Below are 21119 nucleotides of genomic sequence, written 5' to 3' on the forward strand. Positions count from 1 at the left end.
TAGGCATATTAGCCTAGGCGGCCTATCGGGTTCACCTCTGCTTTCATTAAAATGAACAATACAATTTAGTAATGATAAAAGATATTGCTAATCTAAAGGGCGGCCTTCATTTTTGCCTTAATGCAAAAACGAAGCAAAAAGATCAAGGCTGCTTTTGATCTTCACCCTACATTTTCATAAAACCTAAGTTCTGGCGGGTGATCTCCTCGCTCCCTCGGAGCTTCCCGCTCTCACTAAGGTTTCATTTCCACTCCGGGTAAATACCAAAAGAGGCCGGTCAACTTAAGTATTGTTAGCAGATACGAAAGCAATATCGAAGCTTCGGCCTCGGCCGGTGAACCGGAAAACAAGTGGTGACGGCGTTAAAAAAATACTGATTTTTGAGGAGGTACGACGAGTTTCAGGAATTTTAGCTGGCATCGCGTAGTTTTTCCGAGTGAAGTGGGCGCAGCCTTGAGTTTTTTGTTTACTTATTGTCTTAAGACAAAAAAGTAAAATCCGCCTGATAAGGCTATAGGAACTAAATTCTTGTGTATAATCTTTATCATCTCAACCATGTCACAATTAGAATCGAACAGATTTCAATATTGGAGATTTGGAAAGCCAAATCTTAGACTTCCAAAACAAGTTGATCAAGTTCATTTTGTATGAAAGTAAACTCTTCATCCGAAATGTTTAACTCTGCAGCTTTCAGATTTTCCAAAACCTGTTTTTCATTTCGGGCACCGGCAAGTACACATGTGATTCCGGGTTGGTTCATGGTCCAGTTTAAAACCAGCTGTGCCAGTGTTGCTTGTTTGGCTTCGGCAATCGGTTTTATTTTATCCAGAAATGTGTTGATTCGCGACAAATTTGGCTCCTTAAAAAATGGGGTAGTTGGCCTATGATCACCTTCTGCAAATTTATACCCGGCGGTAATTTTCCCTGTTAAAACACCTCTTTGCAGCGGGCTGTAAGCAATAATGGCTTTATCATTGGCAATACAATACGGAACCAGTTTATCTTCTATACCGCGGTTAACCATACTGTACGGAACCTGGTTCGATGAAATTTTGAAATACTTTTCAGCTTTTACCATTTCGTTCATGGAGTAATTACTTACACCACCGCCACGGATTTTCCCCTGATCTTTTAATATTTCCAGTGCTTCCATGGTTTCTTCAACCGGAGTGGAACTATCGGGCCAGTGTTGTTGGTAAAGATCTATATAGTCGGTGCCAAGCCGACGTAAACTATCTTCACATTCTTTTATCACACTTTCTTTGCTACCCAAACGATAAAGGCTAACCTGATTCCCCTTGTTATCAAAAGTCTTTTCGTAATGTACATGACCTGATTTTCGGTCCCACACCAAACCAAACTTGCTTAACAGTTCAACCTTGCTGCGTTTGCCTTTTATGGCTTTTCCAACAAACTCTTCGCTTTGGCCGAAACCGTAAACCGGCGCAGTGTCGATGGTTGTCATGCCGTTTGTAATAGCTGTTTCAATGGCTTTAACCGACTCATTTTCTTCGGCTCCGCCCCAAAACCATCCGCCAATGGCCCAGGCGCCAAAAGTAATTGATGTAATTTTTACGTCTGATGCGGGTAACTGTACTTTATTCATAATGTTAAACTTTTCGGATGAAAATGTCTCGGGAAGTTAGGGATAAAAATTAACTTATCGAGCTCCAGTCGAAGCTTGTATCCTTTGATGATAACAGGTTTTTAAGAAGCAGTTGGTTTTGTTCCTTTTGCAAAAACGGATCGTCGTCGAGAATATCGTTGGCAATGTTCCGGGCTTTTTGAAGGATCTCGCCGTCTTTTCCGAGGTTGGCAATTTTTAGGTCGAAACCCATACCACTTTGCTGTGTGCCTTCCAAATCACCGGGACCACGCAATTTCATATCCACTTCGGCAATTTCAAAACCATCGTTGGTGCGCACCATTGTGTCCAGTCGTTTGCGGCTTTCGGTGCTAATTTTATACGACGACATCAGGATACAATACGATTGTTCGGCGCCACGCCCCACACGGCCACGCAGCTGGTGCAACTGCGACAAGCCAAAACGTTCGGCACTTTCAATTACCATAACCGCTGCATTTGGCACGTCAACACCCACCTCAATTACGGTTGTGGCAACCATAATCTGCGTTTCGCCACGTTTAAAAGCCTGCATGGCATTTTCTTTAATGTTGGGTTTCATTTTCCCGTGTACCATGCTGATTTTGTAATCGGGAAAAGTCTCAGAAATATGACGATAACCTTCTTCCAGGTTTTTAAGGTCCATTTTTTCCGATTCCGAAATCAATGGGTAAACAATATAAACCTGCGTTCCTTTATCAATTTGTTGTTTCAAAAAACGGTTCAGTTGCGCTCTTCTGTTCTCGAAAAAGTGCATGGTTTGTATCGGTTTTCGTCCCGGTGGCAATTCATCAATCACTGATACTTCCAGGTCGCCATAAACGGTCATGGCCAATGTTCGCGGTATCGGTGTGGCTGTCATTACCAAAATATGCGGAGGAATCAGATCATTCTTTTTCCAGAGTTTTGCCCGTTGTGCCACACCAAAACGATGCTGCTCGTCGACAATAACAAGTCCCAGCCGTTTAAAACTTACCGTATCTTCAATCAATGCGTGGGTACCAATTATAATTTGCATTTCGCCCGATTGCAGTGCGGCATGCAATTCACGGCGCTGTTTGGCTTTTGTCGATCCGGTAAGCAAGCCAACGTTTATACCCATGCCGTCCAGCATTCGTGAAATGGATTGATAGTGTTGTTGGGCCAGAATTTCGGTTGGCGCCATTAAACAACTCTGGAATTCGTTGTCCATAGCCAGTAACATCGTCATTAATGCCACCAGCGTTTTTCCACTTCCCACATCGCCCTGCAGCAAACGGTTCATCTGGGATGTTCCGTTAACATCGCGCCGGATTTCCTTGATCACCTTTTTTTGTGCATTGGTAAGATCAAAAGGCAGGTATTTTTCGTAAAACGTATTGAAATTAAAGCCAACCTTTTCAAAATGAAATCCTTTGAATTTTTGATTCCGATTATGTTTTAATGCCAGTATTTTCAGCTGTATAAAAAACAGCTCCTCAAACTTTAATCGAAAGGTGGCGTTTTTAAGTTCAATTGGTTTTTCCGGTTTGTGAATGGCCGAAAGCGCCTGCTCAAGCGGCATAAGTTTCAATTCGCGGGTTAGGTATTCGGGCAGCGTTTCTTTGATTTTTCCCTTTGCCAGCCCAAGCAAGGTGAGTTGAAATTTGTTAATGGTTTTCGAGGTGAGAAACTGCTTTTTCATTTTCTCGGTGGTGTTGTAATGCCCCTGAAAAAGCCCGATTGGTTTAAGTTGTATTTCCTGCTCGGTTTCCATTTCGGGGTGCACCACACTAATTCGGCCACTAAACAACGCCGGCTTGCCAAAAACTATATAAGTTTTGTTAATCAGGAGTTGCTCTTTTTGCCATTTTATTCCCCTAAACCACACCAGTTCCATGGTGCCGGTGTTATCCGAAAAACGGGCAACAAGCCGCTGTTTGCTACCGGTGCCAACGGTTTCCATCGAGCGCAAAACGCCTTTCACCTGAATGTATGCCATCTCGGTGTTAATGTCGGAAATATTGTAAAATTTGGTGCGGTCGATGTATTTGTACGGATAATAATATATCAAATCGCTAAAGGTTTTTATTTTCAGCTCTTTGAATAAAATTTCCGCACGTTTTGGCCCCACGCCGGGTAAAAATTTTATTTCCTGATCGAGAAATTCTGGCATGCAGCAAATATACATATTCACACAAATTGCGGCAACAGCGAATAATACCGAAATATTCAAAAGAAATTAACTGTTGGGTACAGTTTTTGTAATAAAGCGAAAAGTTTTACCATTTGTATTTCAGAGTGAGCCTTAAGCGAAATGGTGAAATTATCCCGATATTTTGGGAGTTAACGCCGATTGAAAGGAGGAATTATCTGAAATAAAGCTTAATTTAATTTCGCATCGGTATTACTTATGATAATAAATCTTAAAAAATGCTATTTACAGTCTGAGAACAGCTGGAAAATCATATTTTTAACAACGATTCGTTCGTTACATGTAATGCGACAAAAAAAATACTACAAATACATAAAACAAAGCTATGCCGGAAAAAATTATTCATCTCGAGAACATTGTAAAAACATATAAGGTTGGAACGCAGGAAGTTCGTGCCCTTCGTTCTGTTTCTATTGATATTTATAAAGGCGAATATGTTGCCATTATGGGGGCCTCGGGTTCGGGGAAATCAACCTTAATGAACATTATTGGCTGTTTGGACACTCCAACCAGTGGAAAATATGTGTTGAACGGAAATGATGTGAGCAGCCTGTCGGATGATAGTTTGGCAGAAATAAGAAACTCGGAGATCGGTTTTGTTTTCCAGGTATTTAACCTTTTACCACGTAATTCAGCTCTTGAAAACGTAATGTTGCCACTGGTTTATGCCGGAAAGCGCAAGGCAGAACGCAAACAAATGGCCGAAGCCACCCTTGTTGATGTAGGTTTGGAAGACCGTATGGAACACAAGCCCAACGAATTGTCGGGAGGACAACGCCAGCGAGTGGCCATTGCCCGTGCGCTGGTAAATAAGCCTGCTTTACTTTTGGCCGATGAGCCAACCGGTAACCTCGATTCAAAAATTTCGGAAGAAATTATGAAGCTTTTTGCTGAAATTCACCGAAAAGGGAACACCCTGGTTATGGTAACCCATGAAGAAGATATTGCCGAGCACGCACATCGTATTATTCGGTTAAAAGACGGAGAAGTGGAGTCGGATATAATTAATGAGAATCCGATTTATTAACCTAATTTCGATTCTAAAATAGCTCACAGCTTTAGCTATTTTTAGTCAGAAACTTTCACCAATTTTAGAAGTACTATTGGGATAATACAAGAAAATTGGGGGAAGTTTATGGAAAAAAGAGCAAAGCCTATAAGGAAAGTCCTTCTCACGCCATCTTTACAATTAAAATTCTTTGAAATAACCCGTTATTCCTTCATAATTTTAATTCTAAATCTGTCGCAATTAAGACTTTCTGTGAAAATATTTTAGAATCGAAATTAGGTTATTAACTTTGTAAAATCGTTTACGATATTATATCCCGAATGGTAAACATCTCGGGATTTTTTATGTTCTTCAATTACAAAAGAATTAACATGTCAGGAGATTTTAAAATATATACAAAAACCGGCGACGACGGTACAACCGGACTTGTTGGTGGCAGCCGTGTTAAAAAATACGATCTGCGTTTGGAGAGTTACGGAACGGTTGATGAATTAAATGCCTGTATCGGTGTTATCCGATCATTCGATATTGATCCGGCAGTGAAAGATTTACTGCTAAAAATTCAACATAAACTTTTCAACATTGGTTCGCGCCTGGCTTCGGATGAAAAAGGGCAAGAGTACACCGCGCAACTCATTGTTAAAAATGAAGATATTGAGGTGTTGGAGAAAGCAATTGATTCGTACCACGAAACGCTGCCCGAACTGCGGAATTTTATCCTTCCGGGAGGGGAACTGTCAGCAGCTCAGTGCCATATGGCACGAACTATATGCCGAAGGGCAGAGCGCCGAATCGTTGAATTCTCAGAACAAACACCTGTTCAGCCCGAACTGATAAAGTATATTAACCGGCTTTCGGATTATCTGTTTGTATTGGCCCGAAAACTCGCTCATGATAAAGGAATTGACGAAACAACCTGGCAGTATTGATATTTTTTTTTCAGGAAAGTTTTTTCGTATTTATTTTTTGTTATATTCGCGCCAAAGTAAAAAATCGAGTTTAACCACATAAAAACTGTAGACACATGTATTGGACTCTGGAATTAGCATCGAAGTTAGAAGATGCACCTTGGCCGGCAACAAAAGACGAGTTAATTGATTATGCAATACGTTCGGGTGCTCCGCTTGAAGTAATTGAAAACTTGCAGGAGATTGAGGATGAAGGTGAGATGTACGAAAGTATTGAGGATATTTGGCCGGATTATCCAAGTAAGGATGATTTCTTTTTTAACGAAGATGAATACTAGCAATAAAATGATAGTATATAAAGCATCCGTCTGATGGCGGATGCTTTTTTTATTTCTTTTTAGAGGCTTAATGTTTTCCAGCCTTCTTTTAAGTAGTCGGATAACGGAACGCCCATTCCTTTAACATCAACACCCATTTCGGCTAATTTTTCGTCAACTTCGTACATCTTGGCGCAGTATAAACACGCTTCGATTTTTACGCCTGCTTCCTGCATCTTTTTAATGTAATCCTGAATCATTTCATTTTCGGCAGCCAGTTTTGCCGATGGTCCCCAAATAATCAGAACCACATCGTCGAACCAACCTTGCTTTTTGGCATTATAGGTGTACATAAAAGCCATTTTTTCGGCCACGTCCGGATCGCCGCTGGTCCACAGCACCGCCAGTTTGTTTTTATTTTCCTCCATTGGTTTGTTGTTTGTTGCTATTGCAACACTGCAAAGCAGGATTAAAAATACGAGTACTAAATTACGTTTCATAGTCTAAGATTTTAAATGTGTTTTGCCAATTCTTTTATTGGAATTAAATCAAGTTCTGAGTAATCTGATAATTGATTTTTAGCAATAAACTCTTTATTCAACAAATAGAGTTTGCTGTTAAATTTATCTTGCGGAAAGGTGTTATCTTCCGAGAATTCTTCCAGGTCAAATTCAGTAAAGTTTAGTTCGCAAGCCGATAATTCCCATCCACTATTTTCATTCATATATAACAAGGGCAGACCGTGTGTTCTGCAGATAATCGGGCGGTCGTCATAAATTTCGCATTGGTGGTTATTTAGAAAAATACAACTTGATTCATCTTTTTCGGGATTAAATTGGGGTTTATCTTCGCGTTCTTTTAGCGCTTTAACAATGCTGTAAAATTCTACCGGAAAAATGCTGTAATCCATACAACACAGATCGCAGCCCGCTTTACATTTCATATGTTTTTTGTGTTGCGTTTCCAGTTTTTCCGATAATTCGTCAATATTCTTTCGTAACGTTTTGTATACTGTAAAATCCATATTTTTCTATTGTTTTTGAAATAGCAAAGGTAAGCAATCAAATGAAAGTGAAAGAAATGGAAAATTTATCCGGCATTAAAACAGAAGTGTCTTTTTTTGGAAAGCAAATCCCTCAATTAGTCGTATATTTGTAATCTTTTGCAGAATAGAACAGAATAGTAATTCGTGAAATGAAACGAGCATGCAATAAAATTTAAACCACAAGGAATAAAAAAGTGCATGCGTGTTATGTCTGTTGCCAACTAAAAAATAGAACAATTATAAACAGATGAAAAAATCAATTTTAAACCTAATTCTAATTTTTTGTGCTTTTGCAGTATTTGCACAAAATGAAAATCTCGACTTTTTAGATCCGGCGCTTCCGATGGAGGAGCGTGTTGAATTACTGGTGTCGCAAATGACATTGCAGGAAAAAGTTGATCAGTTGGAGTACACTTCAAAAGCGGTTGACCGCTTGCATGTGCCGGAGTACAACTGGTGGAACGAGTGTTTACACGGAGTGGCAAGGGCCGGTTACGCAACGGTTTTTCCGCAGTCGATAAGTATTGCTGCCTCGTGGGACGCCGATTTGTTAAACCGGGTGGCAGTGGCTATTTCAGACGAAGCACGTGCAAAACATCATGAGTTTGTTCGTCGCGACAAAAGAGGCATTTACCAGGGCCTTACTTTTTGGTCACCTAATATCAACATCTTCCGCGATCCTCGTTGGGGACGTGGACACGAAACTTATGGTGAAGATCCGTACCTCACCGGAATTTTAGGAACCCGGTTTGTAAAAGGGCTTCAGGGCGATGATCCGAAATACCTTAAAGTAGTGGCTACCGCAAAACATTATGCAGTACACTCTGGGCCGGAACCTTTGCGTCACGAATTTAATGCGCTGGTAAGTGAACGCGATTTACGGGAAACTTATTTGCCGGCATTTCGCATGCTGGTGAAAGACGGAGGAGCGTATTCGGTAATGGGCGCGTACAACCAGTTCCGTGGAGTTCCGTGTTGTGCCAGCGATGAACTAATTGGTATTCTGCGTAATGACTGGGGATTCGACGGTTACATCGTTTCTGACTGTTGGGCTATTTCCGATTTTTTTACCTTTCAGGATTTCTCAAAAGATGCCGCCGAAGCAGCGGCTGTGGCTGTTAAAGCCGGTACCGATTTAAACTGTGGAAATTCATACCGTCATCTTATCGAGGCAGTTAAGCGCGGTTTGATCACGGAAGATGAAATTGATATTGCCGTAAAGCGCTTGTTTACGGCCCGTTTTAAGTTGGGAATGTTTGATCCGAATGAAGATGTGCCTTACGCACAAATTCCATTTTCGGTAAATACATCAAAGGAAAATAATGAGTTGGCTCTGGAAGCCGCGCGCAAAAGTATTGTTTTGCTGAAAAACCAGGATAAAACATTACCGCTTTCAAAAGACATTAAAACACTTGCTGTTATTGGCCCAAATGCTGATAACTGGGAGTCGTTGGTGGGGAACTACAATGGTATTGCCAAAAATCCGGTAACCGTGTTAAAAGGATTACAAAATAAATTGCCGAACACCAAAATACTTTATGCCGAAGGAAGTCATTTGGCCAAAGGAGTTAGTAACCTGCATGCTATTCCTTCAGTGTTTTTACAAACTGAAGATGGACAGGAAGGAGTTAAAGGAGAGTATTTTAATAATGCGAAATTAGAAGGACAACCTGTCTTTTCCAGAATAGATGAAAATATAGATTTTTACTGGGAAGCTGACGCGCCAACACCTGAAATGAATGATGATGATTTTAGTGTGCGCTGGACTGGTTACATTGTACCACCTGTGAGTGGTGAATACCGAATTGGAAGTTGGGGAATGCCCAAGCTCGATATTTGGCTTGAAGGAGAAAAGTTACTAAGTCATAAATCCGAGCATCATGCTTTTCATCACGAAAAGGCTGTAAAAATGGAGGCAGGCAAAAAGTATAAATTTGTATACGAATATGTCAATGATCATGGCGATGGCGATGCAAAATTGTTGTGGGCCATGCCAAACCAAAACCTGAAAGAGGAAGCCGTAAAAGTAGCTGAAAAAGCCGATGCTGTTGTTTTGGTACTTGGCCTTTCGCAACGTCTTGAAGGCGAAGAAATGGAATTGGAAGTAGATGGTTTTGAAGGTGGCGATCGTACACATTTAAAACTTCCGGCAACACAACGCGAATTGATGAAAGCCATTGAAGCAACCGGTAAACCTGTAATTCTTGTTTTACTAAACGGAAGTGCACTGGCGGTTAACTGGGCCGACGAAAACCTGGAAGCAATCATTACTGCAGGTTATCCGGGGCAGGATGGCGGAAACGCGGTTGCCGATGTGTTGATGGGCGATTATAATCCGGCCGGACGTCTGCCGGTTACCTACTATAAATCGGTTGATCAGTTGCCGCCGTTTGAAGAATACGATATGGAGAACCGCACTTACAAGTACTTCAATGGTGAACCATTATATCCTTTTGGCTACGGATTGAGTTATACTTCTTTTACCTATTCAGATGTAAAACTGGCAAAGCAGGCCAAAATTGGTGATACCATTGAAATTAGTGCCAAAGTAACCAATATCGGAGATGCAGCAGGCGAAGAGGTTGTTCAGCTCTACCTAAAAGACATGGTCGCATCGACACCACGACCGAAATATCAGTTGGAGGGTTTTCAGCGAATTGCGTTAAAACCGGGTGAAACAAAAACGGTGAAGTTTGTACTTGAACCTCGTCAGTTTTCCATTATTGGCGCCGATGATAAGCGGGTAATCGAACCCGGATATTTTACACTTTTTGTTGGGGGAAGTCAGCCCGAAGGAAAAGGTAAAAATGGAATTTCAAAAACAATTGAATTGAAAGGAAAGAACACTTTTATTGAATAGGGTAAAAATTATCCAACATCGAAAAAGGTCTGCTAACATCTGATTAGCAGACCTTTTTTTTGCTCGTCTATTAAAAAACGATTTTTAATAGAGAAATATGATCTGCATTAAAAGTGTTGATATTGCTGGCTATTTGCATGAATAATGAACATATATTTGATTGTTAGAATGAGGTATTATAGGAAATAATGAAATTATGTTATAAATTACAATAAAACCAATCGCTGTTTAATTGTTAAAACCTTTATTAATCATGAAAAAGTATTTAGTTTTAATTGTAATGGCACTGGCCATTGTAATTGTTTCGTGTGAAAAAGCAGATGAGTTTGCTATTACAAACCCCGACCAGGTGGAGTTTATAACTCATTCTGAAGTGGTGATCCCCGGGCAATATATTGTATTGCTCGAAACCTCTAATTTAAAATCTGCTTATAAAAGTAAAGCAGAAGCAGATCGTGCAGTAGCAACAAAAGCGCTAAAAATAAGCAACACTGCTCACATCAATTTGGGTGAGCCCAAAATGGTGTACAGCCAGGCTATTGAAGGAGTAGTCGTAAATATTTCTGAAAAGGAAGCCAATGCCTTGAAATCTGCTGATGGTGTTGCCGGTGTTTACGCCGATAAAATGGTAACATTGGCTAAACCGGGAACCGATCCCGGAGATGCTCCTGCCCAGGTTGTTCCTTATGGAATTACAAGGGTTGGTGGTGGAACAACATACACCGGGTCTAATAAAGCCTGGATAATTGATACCGGTATCGATATGGATCACCCTGACCTGAATGTTGATCAAACGCAGGGTGCTACATTTATCACCAGAACTACAACGCCGGAAGATGATAATGGACACGGATCTCATTGTGCAGGTATAGTTGCAGCAATCGACAACGAAATTGGAGTTGTTGGTGTAGCAGCAGGCGCAACCGTTGTTCCGGTTAAAGTTCTGGATAGAAAAGGTTCCGGAGCCTATTCGGTAATTATTGCCGGAGTTGATTATGTTGCTGCAAATGCCGATCCCGGTGATGCAGCAAATATGAGTTTAGGAGGTGGTGTTTATGAACCCATCGACCTGGCTGTTGCCAATCTTGGCGCACAAGGTATATACGTGGCACTTGCCGCAGGAAATGAATCAGATGATGCCGAAAACCATTCGCCGGCAAGAACTGAAGGAGTTAATATCTATACCGTTTCGGCAATGGATAGCAATGACTACTGGGCTTATTTCTCAAATTATGGCGAACATGTTGATTACTGCGCTCCCGGAGTAAGCATTCTTTCTTGTTACAAAAGTGGTGGTTTTGCAACCATGAGCGGAACATCAATGGCTGCTCCACATGTTTGTGGATTGTTGCTGGCAACCGACGGACATCTGTCAACAGATGGATATGTATCCGGTGATCCTGATGGCGATGCAGATCCAATTGCGCATATGTAGTTAAAATAATCAAATATAAACCCCGATTGGTAAAATAATAGGCGCAGTTATTAGCTGCGCCTTTTTTAATTACCCTTCGCATAGTAAGCTATCTTCCAATGCGGTACGAAAATTTTACCAGGAAGACATTATGAGGTTTCTCATCAAAGAGATCAGATAAGTCGTTACCAAAATCAAAGTTCCCCCTGTTATCATAACAGCCACGGTTTTGCGACCATACCAGGTAAATCATCGAGCCGGGACGATACTCCCAGCGAACTACCAGGTTTGATAAGAACTCTTTTACATTAAAATCGGGATTGTCAAAACTATAATCGGTTTGGCCATTTAAGGTTTCATCAATGTGGTATACACTGTTCTCGGTGTCGTAAGTAATCTGTTCACCCGAGTACAGCGCAAACCGGTCGTTTATTTCATCAGCTTTACTATCTGTTATGTACTTAAACGCATCGTAATCGCCGGTTGCAATAAAAGGCTGTCCCCAAAATTGCACGGTCAAATCAGGCGTTACATTATAGTTTATCCGAATCGACGTACTGAACGTTTTTTGCTGAATGGTTCCCATTATGTAACGTTTGTCGTTCATGTGGTCTTGCTGCGTAATATATTGAAGCTGATTGTCGCTTACGCCGAATTCCGGACTAATTTCAATTTGCATGGCCTTAACGGGGCGGTATCCAAATTCTACCTCAAAGCTTTTTCTCGAGTAGTAACCTTTTTCGTTACTCCAGTTCATTCCTCCATCGGCTCCGTATGTGAATTTCTTCTGTGGATTGGAAAATAAACCGGCATAAAAACTGCGATTTCCGGGAGTTTTCATCGCCGGGCCGCCACGTAGTGCCGAATGCGAAAGCTGCTCGCCGTTAAAATTTATACTTGAAAAGGCCCGCCAAAAGTTATTAAACTGGGCGTGCCCATTAATATTACCGCCGGCTCCCAATAAATTGCCGCCAAAATCATAACCAGTCCACTGGTTAAAGTTAAGGCCCATACTTCTGAAAATAGAGAAGGGCTCGTACCAGCGATATCCTACCCAAAAGGCTTGCATAATCTCGTCAACCTCGGGTGTGTAACCAATATCATTAATTTCCAGTCCCGGCGATTTCCAGCTAAATATTCCGACAAACTTCAACTTCCCACCGGTTTTACCGATATTGAATTTTCCACCGGTGCCCGAAAGTGAAGTTCTTGATGAATCGAGTGTTACATAATCGGCATCAGGGCGTTGATAAGTTCGCGAATAGGAAGTTTGCGTGTTAAGAATCGCTTCTTCGCTACCTTCAACACGGCTAAAATATACTCCACCGTCTACAAACCAATCTTTGTTGTGCCATTTGTGTACAAAATCAACACCGCCGGTGTAGGCGCTTTTATGCAGAAAATCGAGATGCTCATCATTTATATTTCTGTTAACGGCGGTAAGCATTCCGCCTATATAAGTATTGCCCTCGTCAAAATCCTTTTGAACTCTGCCTACAAAATAATTGGTTAAGGGCTCAACCACCTCGGTTTTGTTGCCCGAAATGCCTTTTATTTCAGCTTCTTCTTCAGCAGTTACACTTTCAATTACCCCGATCGACCAACCGCTTTTTGTTTTTCCGGTTATTTTGGCTGCACCCAGTATACGTGTAAAATCAGGTGTGTCGGCATATTCATCATTTGCCAGATCGGGAGAATGATTGGGGCGTCGTCCGATTCGGCGCGAGTAAAACAGGTTATTGGCAGATTGATCGCCATCGCCAAAAGCAAGTTTGTACGACAGGATATTGTTACCCTCGATAAAAAAAGGTCGCTTCTCTCTGAAGAAGGTTTCGTAAGTACTTAGGTTTACCTGCGACGGGTCGGCTTCAACCTGCCCAAAATCGGGGTTGATCGTTAAATCCATCGTCAGGTAGTTGGTGAGGCCAATTTTGGCATCTAAACCGGCATCAAAACCATTGGATTTTCCCGATTTCAGAAATGGATTTTCAGGCTCCTTTTCAAAACGTTCAGTACGGGCAACCATATACGGAGTTACATTCAGCGAGTTTTGTGGTTTTATATTTTCAATTCCCCGTAAAATACCAAACTGCGAGGTAAAACCAGCCGTTTCGCGTTTCATGGGTTGCCATGACGAAAGTTCGTCTTCCCTGAAAATATAGCGAAATACATTCAGTCCCCAAATCTGTTCGTCGTTTTCATCAAACCGCAATTGGGTGAGGGGAATCCTCATTTCTGCATTCCATCCGTTTTTAGTCATCGAAGTTTTTGCATACCAAATCGGGTCCCATGTATCGTCTTCGTTATCGCCATCATTGGTACTTACCATATCCGAACGTACTCCTGCTGCCGATACTACAAATGCAAATGAGGTTCGTTTGTCAAAATACGAGTCGATATAAACGCCGGCAAGATCGCCATCTGTCTCATCTCGTCGGGTCATGCGCATGGAAATACTGTCCGGATCATCGAACGATCGTATAGCCACATAAAGGTTGTTGGCATCGTATAAAATGGCATATTCTGTTTGCCGGGTCGGCTCTTCTCCTTCGTTGGGTTCGTGTTGAATAAAGTCGTTTTCCCAATTGGCATTTTGCCATTCCGGTTCGTCAAAAACGCCGTTGACAGAAATGTCCATCATATGGGCAGTACTGGCTTTATAAGTTCTTTTTTCCTGTGCGGATGCTGCATAAAAAAACAACAATAAGCATAGGATGGCAGCAATTTTCATAGAAACAATTTTTCAATAAGACTGCAGTAATTAAAAAGTGTTACAACTAAAATTGATTTTTTAAGTGGTGTAAGCTATTTTGGGCTTGTTTTCATGTTGATTTTGCTGGCTCCAATATAGAAAAACCAGGCAGCAACAGCCATTAGAACATGGCTTGCCGAAATGTGATTAAACCACTGGTGTATGGAAATGTTGTTCATAAAAAATAAAGCCGCAACAGCCGCAAAAGCAACTCCGATAAGCATGAATTTACTGGCTTTATTACGTGTTTTTACGTATAAAAATCCTTCCAGCGAAAGCACAACAAACATTAATCCGTAACCCGAATGAAATTCAACATAAAAGAAGTTGAGCGTAACAATGGTTAAGGTAAGAAAGGTTAGAAACTCAACGATATTAAGTATACTCAGAATCTTAACGATCTGTTTTGATAATTGAATCCGGGTGTGTTCAATTGCTGCCCGTTCAACAAACATTATTGAAAACATACTGGTTATCCAGCCCGGTAACTTCCAGTAGAAGTTAAAATGATACAAAAAAGCATGACCGATCAGACCACCCAAAGCTGTAGCTATTCCCATAATCAGAAAATAAAGTTTGAAATAGGTAAATACTTTTTCAGACCGGTTGTTATTGTGGATTTTGTAGGCGAATATGAAACACAATACCGAAACAAGCAAGTCGGTGAGGGTTACAACCGGCTCGTCAATCTTTACTCCAAAAAGGTATATCGTGTTTATTTCTTCCATCCGTTTTAGCGAGGTAAATAACTCGTTCATTACGTTTAAACCATAATGGACTGCTATTATTTTTGTTCAAAACCGTACTGAGTTTTTATTTATTGAGTAGCTTTATCAAAAATCCAAATAACCAACGAGAAATCCAAATTATGAAACAGTCTTGTATTTTTATTTTGCTACTCCTTTCAACTTATTGTTTTTCAAGCGCTAATGAAACGGAAAAAGAAAATCGGTTTAATGCTGAAAAAGACTTGCTGGTAATGCAGTTCGACTGCAAAACGGATGTAGACGATATTCACTCGGCTGCTGCTTTTAAAACCTTGCTTTCCAGCCCTGAGTTTAAAAAAGTCAACTACTTTGCAGTTGCCGGAACATATGGGATTCAGGAGGGATTGTATGTGCCTCCAAACGAGCTTTTTCAGCAGGCATTTAAAGATAAGTGGGCCGATGCACATGCGAACCGGACAAAAGCGATTGAGCAAATGAAAGAGGTATCACTTCAATATCTGCAAAAAGGAGGAAATGTTTGGATTGCAGAGGCCGGACAATCTGATTTTTCGGCAGCGCTTATTAAAGCCATTCAAAAACATAGGCCTGAAATTAAGACTACCGAACGAATTCATATTGTACAACACAGTAATTGGAATGAAGAGGTTACATCACCGGAAAGCCTGGCTTATGCAAAAGCGAACAGTAATTACCATAAAATTCCTGATGGAAATGCAGTAGGTAACGGAACTCCGGGTTTTAGAACGCCGGGCTACAGCGATTGGAAAATTAAAGTAAAAGATGCTGAGCTTTTAAAGTTGTGGCAACTGGCCGTTGAAATTGGTTTGAAGTATAACGGTAAAGACGGACGATACAACAATGAAGCAGTTGCTGCTGAAGGGCTTGATTTTTCTGACTTGTCGGAAGTTTGCTGGATTTTGGGATTGCAGGATATAAAAGATACCGATGAGTTTTTCAATACTTTTGGACGGTAGAATTTAAAGTCGAATGACGTTAAACGGGCACATAAAAAGGAGTGTGATTCTGTGTTTTTTGCTTGCTGTTGTATGCTCCACAGTATTGGCACAAAAACATACCGTTTATCTAATCCCCGGTCAGGGAGCAGATGCTCGCCTGTTCAAAAACCTGGATATCGACACGGCATTTCAAGTAAAAAATATCGAATACTTCACGCCTGAAAAAGATTGGGATATGGAGCGGTTTGCAAGGGAACTGGCCAAACAAATTGATACCACCCAAACTTTTTCAATAATAGGAGTGTCGCTGGGAGGTATGCTGGCAACTGAAATGGCCGATTTTCTGAATCCCGAAAAAGTAATCGTTATTTCGAGTGCAAAAAGCAGGAAGGAATTTCCGGGACGCTATCGTTTTCAAAAGATAGTGCCAGTATATTGGGTGGTTCCGGGAATTGCAATAAAAACAGGTGCCCGTATTCTGCAACCTCTTGTTGAACCCGACAGGAACAAAGACAAAACAACTTTTAAAAGTATGTTGCAAAATAAGGATCCCCTGTTTTTGAAACGAACCACAACTATGATCCTTACATGGAAACGCGAAAGCTACAGCAATAAAATAGTGCATATTCACGGCGATATTGATAAAACGCTACCTCCGCGCTTTGTTCAGTACGATTATCTGGTGGAAGATGGTTCGCATATGATGGTGCTTACACGAGGCAAACTCATCAGCGAACTTATATATGGTATTATGAATGAGTAAATTGTGTATGCTACTCGGATTATTCTTTGGTTTTTCTTAACTTACCAATACAAATAGAAATCTTCGATTATGCACATCAATTTTAAACACTTTTTATTTCTTATTGCTATCGTTTTTTTGCACCATTCGGCAAAAGCACAGCTTGAAATTACCTACTTTAATGAACACCCTGACTGGCAACCTCAAAAAGTACCGTTTTTTACCAACCGGCCTATTGCATATAACAAAGATGGTAGTTTCAATTTTAAGAATAGTTTTACCGACAAAACCAACACGCTTTATTTCTGCCACTATAATTTCGATACCGATTCCATTGGTGTAAATTTCAGAGTGATAAATATGTCTGATAAGTATCCGCAGGGAAAAGTTGATCATAATTTCTTCTACCAGCTTTACGAATATCAACGTCTGGAGCGGGGCATCAAAAACTTTTATTTTATTGTTGGAGGATACGGAAAGTCGTTCAATAAGCAGGTTCATAGTTATATGCGTCGGCTAAAGGCTAATTATGGCGATTCATTGTTTCATAAAGCGTCAATTACGGTTTTTGCGTGGGGTACAGAGGATAAAGCTTACCGCTATTACCGCGCTGTGAGAAAATCGAAAAACGGAGCCAGCGATTTTGCCATTTTTCAACACATGCTGGATGAGTTTATTAGTGATGATGAATACTTTAAAACTCATCCGAAAGATTTAACGATCTCGATTCTTTTCTCGTCGATTGGTAACGAACTATTCAGACAATATGTACTGAACAGGAAAAAGCAAAATATTCCGTATGTTAACACTTATACGCGCATTTCGTTTGTGGGAAGTGTGGCGCCACGCGATGCATTTGAGAAAGGAAATGCATTTTTCGAACTCAACCAATTGGCTGATACCGTTGATGTTTATGTCAATTCAAAAGATATTCTGCTAAAATTGTCGAGTGTGGCACATTTAAAAAACAGGATGGGGAATAAGGGGCCGAAATCGCCTGAAAAATTACCCGATTACATAAATGTAATGGATATAAAGGATATCATCACTATCCACGATATGTCGGGACTTGGGCACGATTACCTGCTGACCAATCCGGTGCTGCAGGATGAAATCCTTCAAAACATCAACAAAAATATTGAGGCAAAGGAAGACGATTAAGCAGATTTTCCTGTCAGTCAGACAGCTTTTAATTAAATCTGGTTAACGATTCTTAGCCAGGCCTGCTCATAAAAGGTGTTTCCCGATAATTTATTTAGTTTTGGCCTTCGAAATTATAACACTATGGCTAAAAAGAAATTATTATGGGTAGCCGTGATGGCGATTTTTCTGGCATCGTGCGGAGCACCAAAAGTATTGATCACCCCAAAAACTGAAGCAACAAATTTTGAAGCAACAGGAAATTATTCGCAGGCACTGACTGCCTGGACGAGTTATTTCGAAACAACAGCAATTGAGGAGGTAGCTGGGGCAGATTTCGCTCAGGCGGCAAAAACGGCATTTAAAGCCGGCAACGCTGAGCAGGCTATCAGTTGGTTCGATCAGGCGCGTTATAAAAATTATGCTGATGTAGGAATGTACCAAACACTGGCCGCTATATACAAACAACAGGATAATTTATCGAAAGAATTATCGGCACTGGAGTACATCACCGAAAATTTCGGGAGCGATAATAGCGAAGTTAATACACGTTTACTGGCTATTTATACCGAAATTGATGCAAATGAAAAAGCTTTGGCAGTGTGGGAAACATTGGATGGTGCTTCGAAAAATAAAGAGGAGAACCTTGATAATTACTTTGAGGTGAATAAAGCATTGGAAAACGAAGCTGTTTGCGATAGTTTGGCTGAAGTATTGCTGGATAAAAATCCCGACCATATGGATGCTTTGGAATGGAATGCAAAAAAATATTACTGGGCCGGGCAAAACCGCTACGAGCGCGAAATGGCGAAATACAACGCGAACAAAACCCGCAAAAACTATAACACGCTTTTAAAAGAACTGGATTTGGTAACTGCCGATTTTAAAAAGGCTCTACCTTATTTGAATAAGCTGTGGAAGCTGAATCCCGGAAAAGAATACGCCGGTTACCTGGCAAATATATACGCCCGGTTTGGCGACGAAGACAAGACGGAATACTATAAAAACTATATGAAGTAAAAAAAATGGCTGCTAATCAATTAGCAGCCATTTCTTTTTTATAGCATTCTCTTTTTATTTCTCCATCAAATTAGCCTTCAGGAAATTCACCATTTTGGTGTACAAATGCATACTTGTGTTACCTCCACGTATTCCATGGTTGCGGTTGGTGTACATTGCCATTTCGAATTGTACGCCCGCCTGTACCATTTTTTCAGTCATTTCATAAGTATTTTGGGCATGCACATTATCGTCGGCCGTTCCGTGAACAATCAATAAATTCCCATTTATATCTCCTGCATGAGAAAGTGGTGAGTTATCGTCGTAACCTTCCGGGTTTTCTTCAGGCGTGCGCATAAAACGTTCGGTGTAAACCGTGTCGTAAAAACGCCAGCTGGTTACCGGTGCAACCGCGATACCGGCCTTAAACAGATCGCCACCTTTTTCAAGCGTTAACAGGGTCATAAAACCACCGTAGCTCCACCCGAAAATAGAAATGTTTTCAGCATCAACATAAGGCAGGGTAGTGAGGTATTTTGCGGCTTCCACCTGGTCGTCCGATTCGTATTTCCCCAATTGCATGTAGGTCACTTTCCTGAAATCTTCGCCACGGGCACCAGTTCCGCGTCCATCAACGCAAACCACCAGAAAACCTTCCTGTGCCAGGTATTCATTCCAGCTAATGCCACCCCATGAGTCTCTAACGCTTTGAGAATTCGGGCCGCTGTACTGTGTCATAAAAACCGGGTATCTTTTCGAAGCATCAAAATCGTTGGGTTTTAGCATCCAGCCATTCAGTTCAATTCCCTCAGATGTGGTAAACGTGAAAAACTCCTTTTGCGGAATTTGCAAACTCTTAACAGTATTTTTTAATACAGTATTGTCTTGCAGAAAGCGGATTTGTTCGCCCTTTTTATTGTCGTGCAAAGTAATGTAATTCGGCACTTTTGCACTGCTGTAATAGTTAATGTAGTATTTAAAGTTGGTGCTGAAAACCGCGCTGTTTGTTCCTTCAAGCGTCGATAGTTTTCCTTTCTCCTCTTTATCCTGGCTAACGTAATAAACCTCGCGGCGCAAAGGCGATTCGGCAGCAGCCTGGTAGTAATACAGTTCTTTTTCGGCATCGTAACCATAAAAGTCGGTTACGTCAAATTCGCCTTCGGTAAGCTGGGCAATTTCAAAACCTTGTTTGTCGTATAGGTACAAGTGCGACCAGCCATCGCGTTCGCTTTGTACCACAAAACTTCCATCTGGAAGGTAAGTGAATGCATCAAGGAAATTTTCAGCAATGTAGCGGTCGTTTTTCTCTGACAGAAAATTGCGTGAGTCGCCCGTATACGGATTGGCGTATAAAATATCCATTTGGTTTTGATGGCGATTTAAACGCATTACAACCAGTTCATTATCATCAGGAGTCCATTTTAAACGCGGAACATAAATGTCAGTCTTTTCGCCAATATCAACTTTAATGGCAATTTTTGTTTTCACTTCGTACAAATAAACCTCCACCTTAGAGTTGGCTTCACCGGCTTTTGGGTATTTAAAAGTATATTCTCCCGGATATAATTTATTGTCGCTTATCGTCGGTGCGGCTCCGGCATACATGGGCATTGAAAATTCAGGCACTTCCGTTTCGTCAAAACGAATGTAAGCCAGAAATTTGCTGTCGGGCGACCACCAAAAAGCCTTGTTGAAGCCAAATTCTTCTTCGTAAACCCAGTCGGGAGCACCGTTTATAATCTCGTTAAATTTTCCATCAGTAGTTGCCTGGTGAGTGCTTCCAAACCTTAGGTTTTTGATGAAAATATTATTGTCGCGTACATAGGCCACGTAATTACCATCGGGCGAAAAAGTTGCCAGTTGCTGGGCACCTTTGTCCGAAAGTTGCGTAAGTTCTTCGGTCACTGAATTCCATACATAGAACTCAGCTGTATACGAGTGTCGGTAAATCGATTTGCGCTCGGTTGTCAACAATATTTTTGTTTCGTCATCACTTAGTTCGTAGGCCGAAAAGGAAGAAATAGGAGCATCCTTAACCTTGGTAATATCAAAAAGTACCTCAACCTCTTCACCGGTTTGGTAGCTATACTTTACAATCTGGGTTTGGCCTTCCATCGTAGTGTAATGGATTCCGTCGTTCATCGAACGCAAGCCGTAAACCGAGTGTGCCCGAAAAGTACCTTTTTGTAAAATATCTTCTAACGTAATTTTTTGCGCCTGTTGCGCCTGTACCGTAAAAACGGTTAAAAATGTGACCAATAAAATAAACAGTTTTTTCATTTTTTTGTGTTTTGTATGGTGAACAAAAATAGAAAAATGTTCATCGAATGATGAATGACATTTAAAGAATATCAGAATTTAAACGATAGGAAATTCTATTACGGTGGCGCATCGCAAAAAAAACATGCAGGATGTTACAATAATTGAGACCTGGAGTATAAAAAAAGGATGC

At 40.9% G+C, this 21119-nt stretch carries 16 protein-coding genes; 9 read left to right on the forward strand and 7 right to left on the reverse strand.

Annotated elements, in window-relative coordinates; all coding sequences use genetic code 11:
- Window positions 1-610 precede the first annotated feature (610 nt).
- A complete protein-coding gene (locus G4420_RS16530) occupies window positions 611-1606 on the reverse strand; it encodes an aldo/keto reductase (RefSeq protein WP_163325056.1) in 996 nt (331 codons plus the stop codon).
- A gap of 49 nt (window positions 1607-1655) precedes the next feature.
- The gene (recG, locus tag G4420_RS16535) at window positions 1656-3758 is read right to left on the reverse strand and encodes an ATP-dependent DNA helicase RecG (RefSeq protein ID WP_163325057.1); all 2103 of its coding nucleotides are present in this window, start codon (window positions 3756-3758) and stop codon (window positions 1656-1658) included.
- Between the two features lie 364 nt (window positions 3759-4122).
- On the opposite strand from recG, the gene G4420_RS16540 reads away from it, so the two are divergent.
- From G4420_RS16540 to G4420_RS16550, 3 genes are all read left to right on the forward strand, one after another.
- Entirely contained in the window at window positions 4123-4824 is a 702-nt protein-coding gene (locus tag G4420_RS16540) for an ABC transporter ATP-binding protein (protein ID WP_303922797.1), read from the forward strand.
- A 353-nt stretch (window positions 4825-5177) separates the two neighbouring features.
- On the forward strand, window positions 5178-5735 hold the full coding sequence (locus G4420_RS16545; RefSeq protein ID WP_163325058.1) for a cob(I)yrinic acid a,c-diamide adenosyltransferase: 558 nt from the start codon (window positions 5178-5180) through the stop codon (window positions 5733-5735).
- Between the two features lie 95 nt (window positions 5736-5830).
- Window positions 5831-6052: a DUF2795 domain-containing protein gene (locus G4420_RS16550; protein WP_038562297.1), complete on the forward strand. Its 222-nt coding sequence runs from the start codon at window positions 5831-5833 to the stop codon at window positions 6050-6052.
- A gap of 59 nt (window positions 6053-6111) precedes the next feature.
- Here G4420_RS16550 and G4420_RS16555 read toward each other — a convergent pair whose 3' ends face one another.
- Together G4420_RS16555 and G4420_RS16560 are read right to left on the reverse strand one after the other, a co-directional pair.
- Complete coding sequence (locus G4420_RS16555; RefSeq protein WP_246241664.1) at window positions 6112-6531, reverse strand: DsrE family protein; 420 nt, start codon at window positions 6529-6531, stop codon at window positions 6112-6114.
- 11 nt (window positions 6532-6542) lie between these two features.
- Window positions 6543-7055 carry a YkgJ family cysteine cluster protein gene (locus G4420_RS16560; protein WP_163325059.1) on the reverse strand — a complete coding sequence of 171 codons (513 nt, stop codon included), beginning with the start codon at window positions 7053-7055 and terminating at the stop codon, window positions 6543-6545.
- A 268-nt stretch (window positions 7056-7323) separates the two neighbouring features.
- Here G4420_RS16560 and G4420_RS16565 point away from each other — a divergent pair, with 268 nt between their 5' ends.
- Together G4420_RS16565 and G4420_RS16570 are read left to right on the forward strand one after the other, a co-directional pair.
- A complete protein-coding gene (locus G4420_RS16565; protein ID WP_163325060.1) occupies window positions 7324-9936 on the forward strand; it encodes a glycoside hydrolase family 3 protein in 2613 nt (870 codons plus the stop codon).
- Window positions 9937-10189: 253 nt separating this feature from the next.
- Entirely contained in the window at window positions 10190-11371 is a 1182-nt protein-coding gene (locus G4420_RS16570; RefSeq protein WP_163325061.1) for a S8 family serine peptidase, read from the forward strand.
- A gap of 88 nt (window positions 11372-11459) precedes the next feature.
- Here G4420_RS16570 and G4420_RS16575 read toward each other — a convergent pair whose 3' ends face one another.
- Both G4420_RS16575 and G4420_RS16580 read right to left on the reverse strand, forming a co-directional pair.
- Complete coding sequence (locus G4420_RS16575; RefSeq protein WP_163325062.1) at window positions 11460-14081, reverse strand: DUF5916 domain-containing protein; 2622 nt, start codon at window positions 14079-14081, stop codon at window positions 11460-11462.
- A gap of 74 nt (window positions 14082-14155) precedes the next feature.
- Window positions 14156-14860: a DUF6962 family protein gene (locus G4420_RS16580; protein ID WP_163325063.1), complete on the reverse strand. Its 705-nt coding sequence runs from the start codon at window positions 14858-14860 to the stop codon at window positions 14156-14158.
- 110 nt (window positions 14861-14970) lie between these two features.
- Here G4420_RS16580 and G4420_RS16585 point away from each other — a divergent pair, with 110 nt between their 5' ends.
- From G4420_RS16585 to G4420_RS16600, 4 genes are all read left to right on the forward strand, one after another.
- Window positions 14971-15804 (forward strand): hypothetical protein, encoded by an 834-nt coding sequence (locus tag G4420_RS16585; protein ID WP_163325064.1) that lies wholly within the window; start codon window positions 14971-14973, stop codon window positions 15802-15804.
- A gap of 13 nt (window positions 15805-15817) precedes the next feature.
- A complete protein-coding gene (locus tag G4420_RS16590; RefSeq protein ID WP_204273721.1) occupies window positions 15818-16549 on the forward strand; it encodes an alpha/beta fold hydrolase in 732 nt (243 codons plus the stop codon).
- A 69-nt stretch (window positions 16550-16618) separates the two neighbouring features.
- Window positions 16619-17689, forward strand: coding sequence for an alpha/beta hydrolase (locus G4420_RS16595; protein ID WP_163325065.1), 1071 nt, complete (start codon window positions 16619-16621; stop codon window positions 17687-17689).
- Between the two features lie 123 nt (window positions 17690-17812).
- A complete protein-coding gene (locus G4420_RS16600) occupies window positions 17813-18688 on the forward strand; it encodes a tetratricopeptide repeat protein (RefSeq protein WP_163325066.1) in 876 nt (291 codons plus the stop codon).
- Between the two features lie 54 nt (window positions 18689-18742).
- Here the strand turns inward: G4420_RS16600 and G4420_RS16605 are convergent, their stop codons facing one another.
- Window positions 18743-20947 carry a S9 family peptidase gene (locus G4420_RS16605; protein ID WP_163325067.1) on the reverse strand — a complete coding sequence of 735 codons (2205 nt, stop codon included), beginning with the start codon at window positions 20945-20947 and terminating at the stop codon, window positions 18743-18745.
- Window positions 20948-21119 lie beyond the last annotated feature (172 nt).

It is taken from the genome of Draconibacterium mangrovi, assembly GCF_010586825.1.
GTDB classification, from domain to species: domain Bacteria; phylum Bacteroidota; class Bacteroidia; order Bacteroidales; family Prolixibacteraceae; genus Draconibacterium; species Draconibacterium mangrovi.

Excerpts from the sequence above, each read along its gene's own strand:
- G4420_RS16530 (WP_163325056.1), bottom strand. The coding sequence starts at position 1,606 with ATGAATAAAGTACAGTTACCCGCATCAGACGTAAAAATTACATCAATT.
- recG (WP_163325057.1), bottom strand. The coding sequence starts at position 3,758 with ATGCCAGAATTTCTCGATCAGGAAATAAAATTTTTACCCGGCGTGGGG.
- G4420_RS16540 (WP_303922797.1), top strand. The coding sequence starts at position 4,123 with ATGCCGGAAAAAATTATTCATCTCGAGAACATTGTAAAAACATATAAG.
- G4420_RS16545 (WP_163325058.1), top strand. The coding sequence starts at position 5,178 with ATGTCAGGAGATTTTAAAATATATACAAAAACCGGCGACGACGGTACA.
- G4420_RS16550 (WP_038562297.1), top strand. The coding sequence starts at position 5,831 with ATGTATTGGACTCTGGAATTAGCATCGAAGTTAGAAGATGCACCTTGG.
- G4420_RS16555 (WP_246241664.1), bottom strand. The coding sequence starts at position 6,531 with ATGAAACGTAATTTAGTACTCGTATTTTTAATCCTGCTTTGCAGTGTT.
- G4420_RS16560 (WP_163325059.1), bottom strand. The coding sequence starts at position 7,055 with ATGGATTTTACAGTATACAAAACGTTACGAAAGAATATTGACGAATTA.
- G4420_RS16565 (WP_163325060.1), top strand. The coding sequence starts at position 7,324 with ATGAAAAAATCAATTTTAAACCTAATTCTAATTTTTTGTGCTTTTGCA.
- G4420_RS16570 (WP_163325061.1), top strand. The coding sequence starts at position 10,190 with ATGAAAAAGTATTTAGTTTTAATTGTAATGGCACTGGCCATTGTAATT.
- G4420_RS16575 (WP_163325062.1), bottom strand. The coding sequence starts at position 14,081 with ATGAAAATTGCTGCCATCCTATGCTTATTGTTGTTTTTTTATGCAGCA.
- G4420_RS16580 (WP_163325063.1), bottom strand. The coding sequence starts at position 14,860 with ATGAACGAGTTATTTACCTCGCTAAAACGGATGGAAGAAATAAACACG.
- G4420_RS16585 (WP_163325064.1), top strand. The coding sequence starts at position 14,971 with ATGAAACAGTCTTGTATTTTTATTTTGCTACTCCTTTCAACTTATTGT.
- G4420_RS16590 (WP_204273721.1), top strand. The coding sequence starts at position 15,818 with ATGACGTTAAACGGGCACATAAAAAGGAGTGTGATTCTGTGTTTTTTG.
- G4420_RS16595 (WP_163325065.1), top strand. The coding sequence starts at position 16,619 with ATGCACATCAATTTTAAACACTTTTTATTTCTTATTGCTATCGTTTTT.
- G4420_RS16600 (WP_163325066.1), top strand. The coding sequence starts at position 17,813 with ATGGCTAAAAAGAAATTATTATGGGTAGCCGTGATGGCGATTTTTCTG.
- G4420_RS16605 (WP_163325067.1), bottom strand. The coding sequence starts at position 20,947 with ATGAAAAAACTGTTTATTTTATTGGTCACATTTTTAACCGTTTTTACG.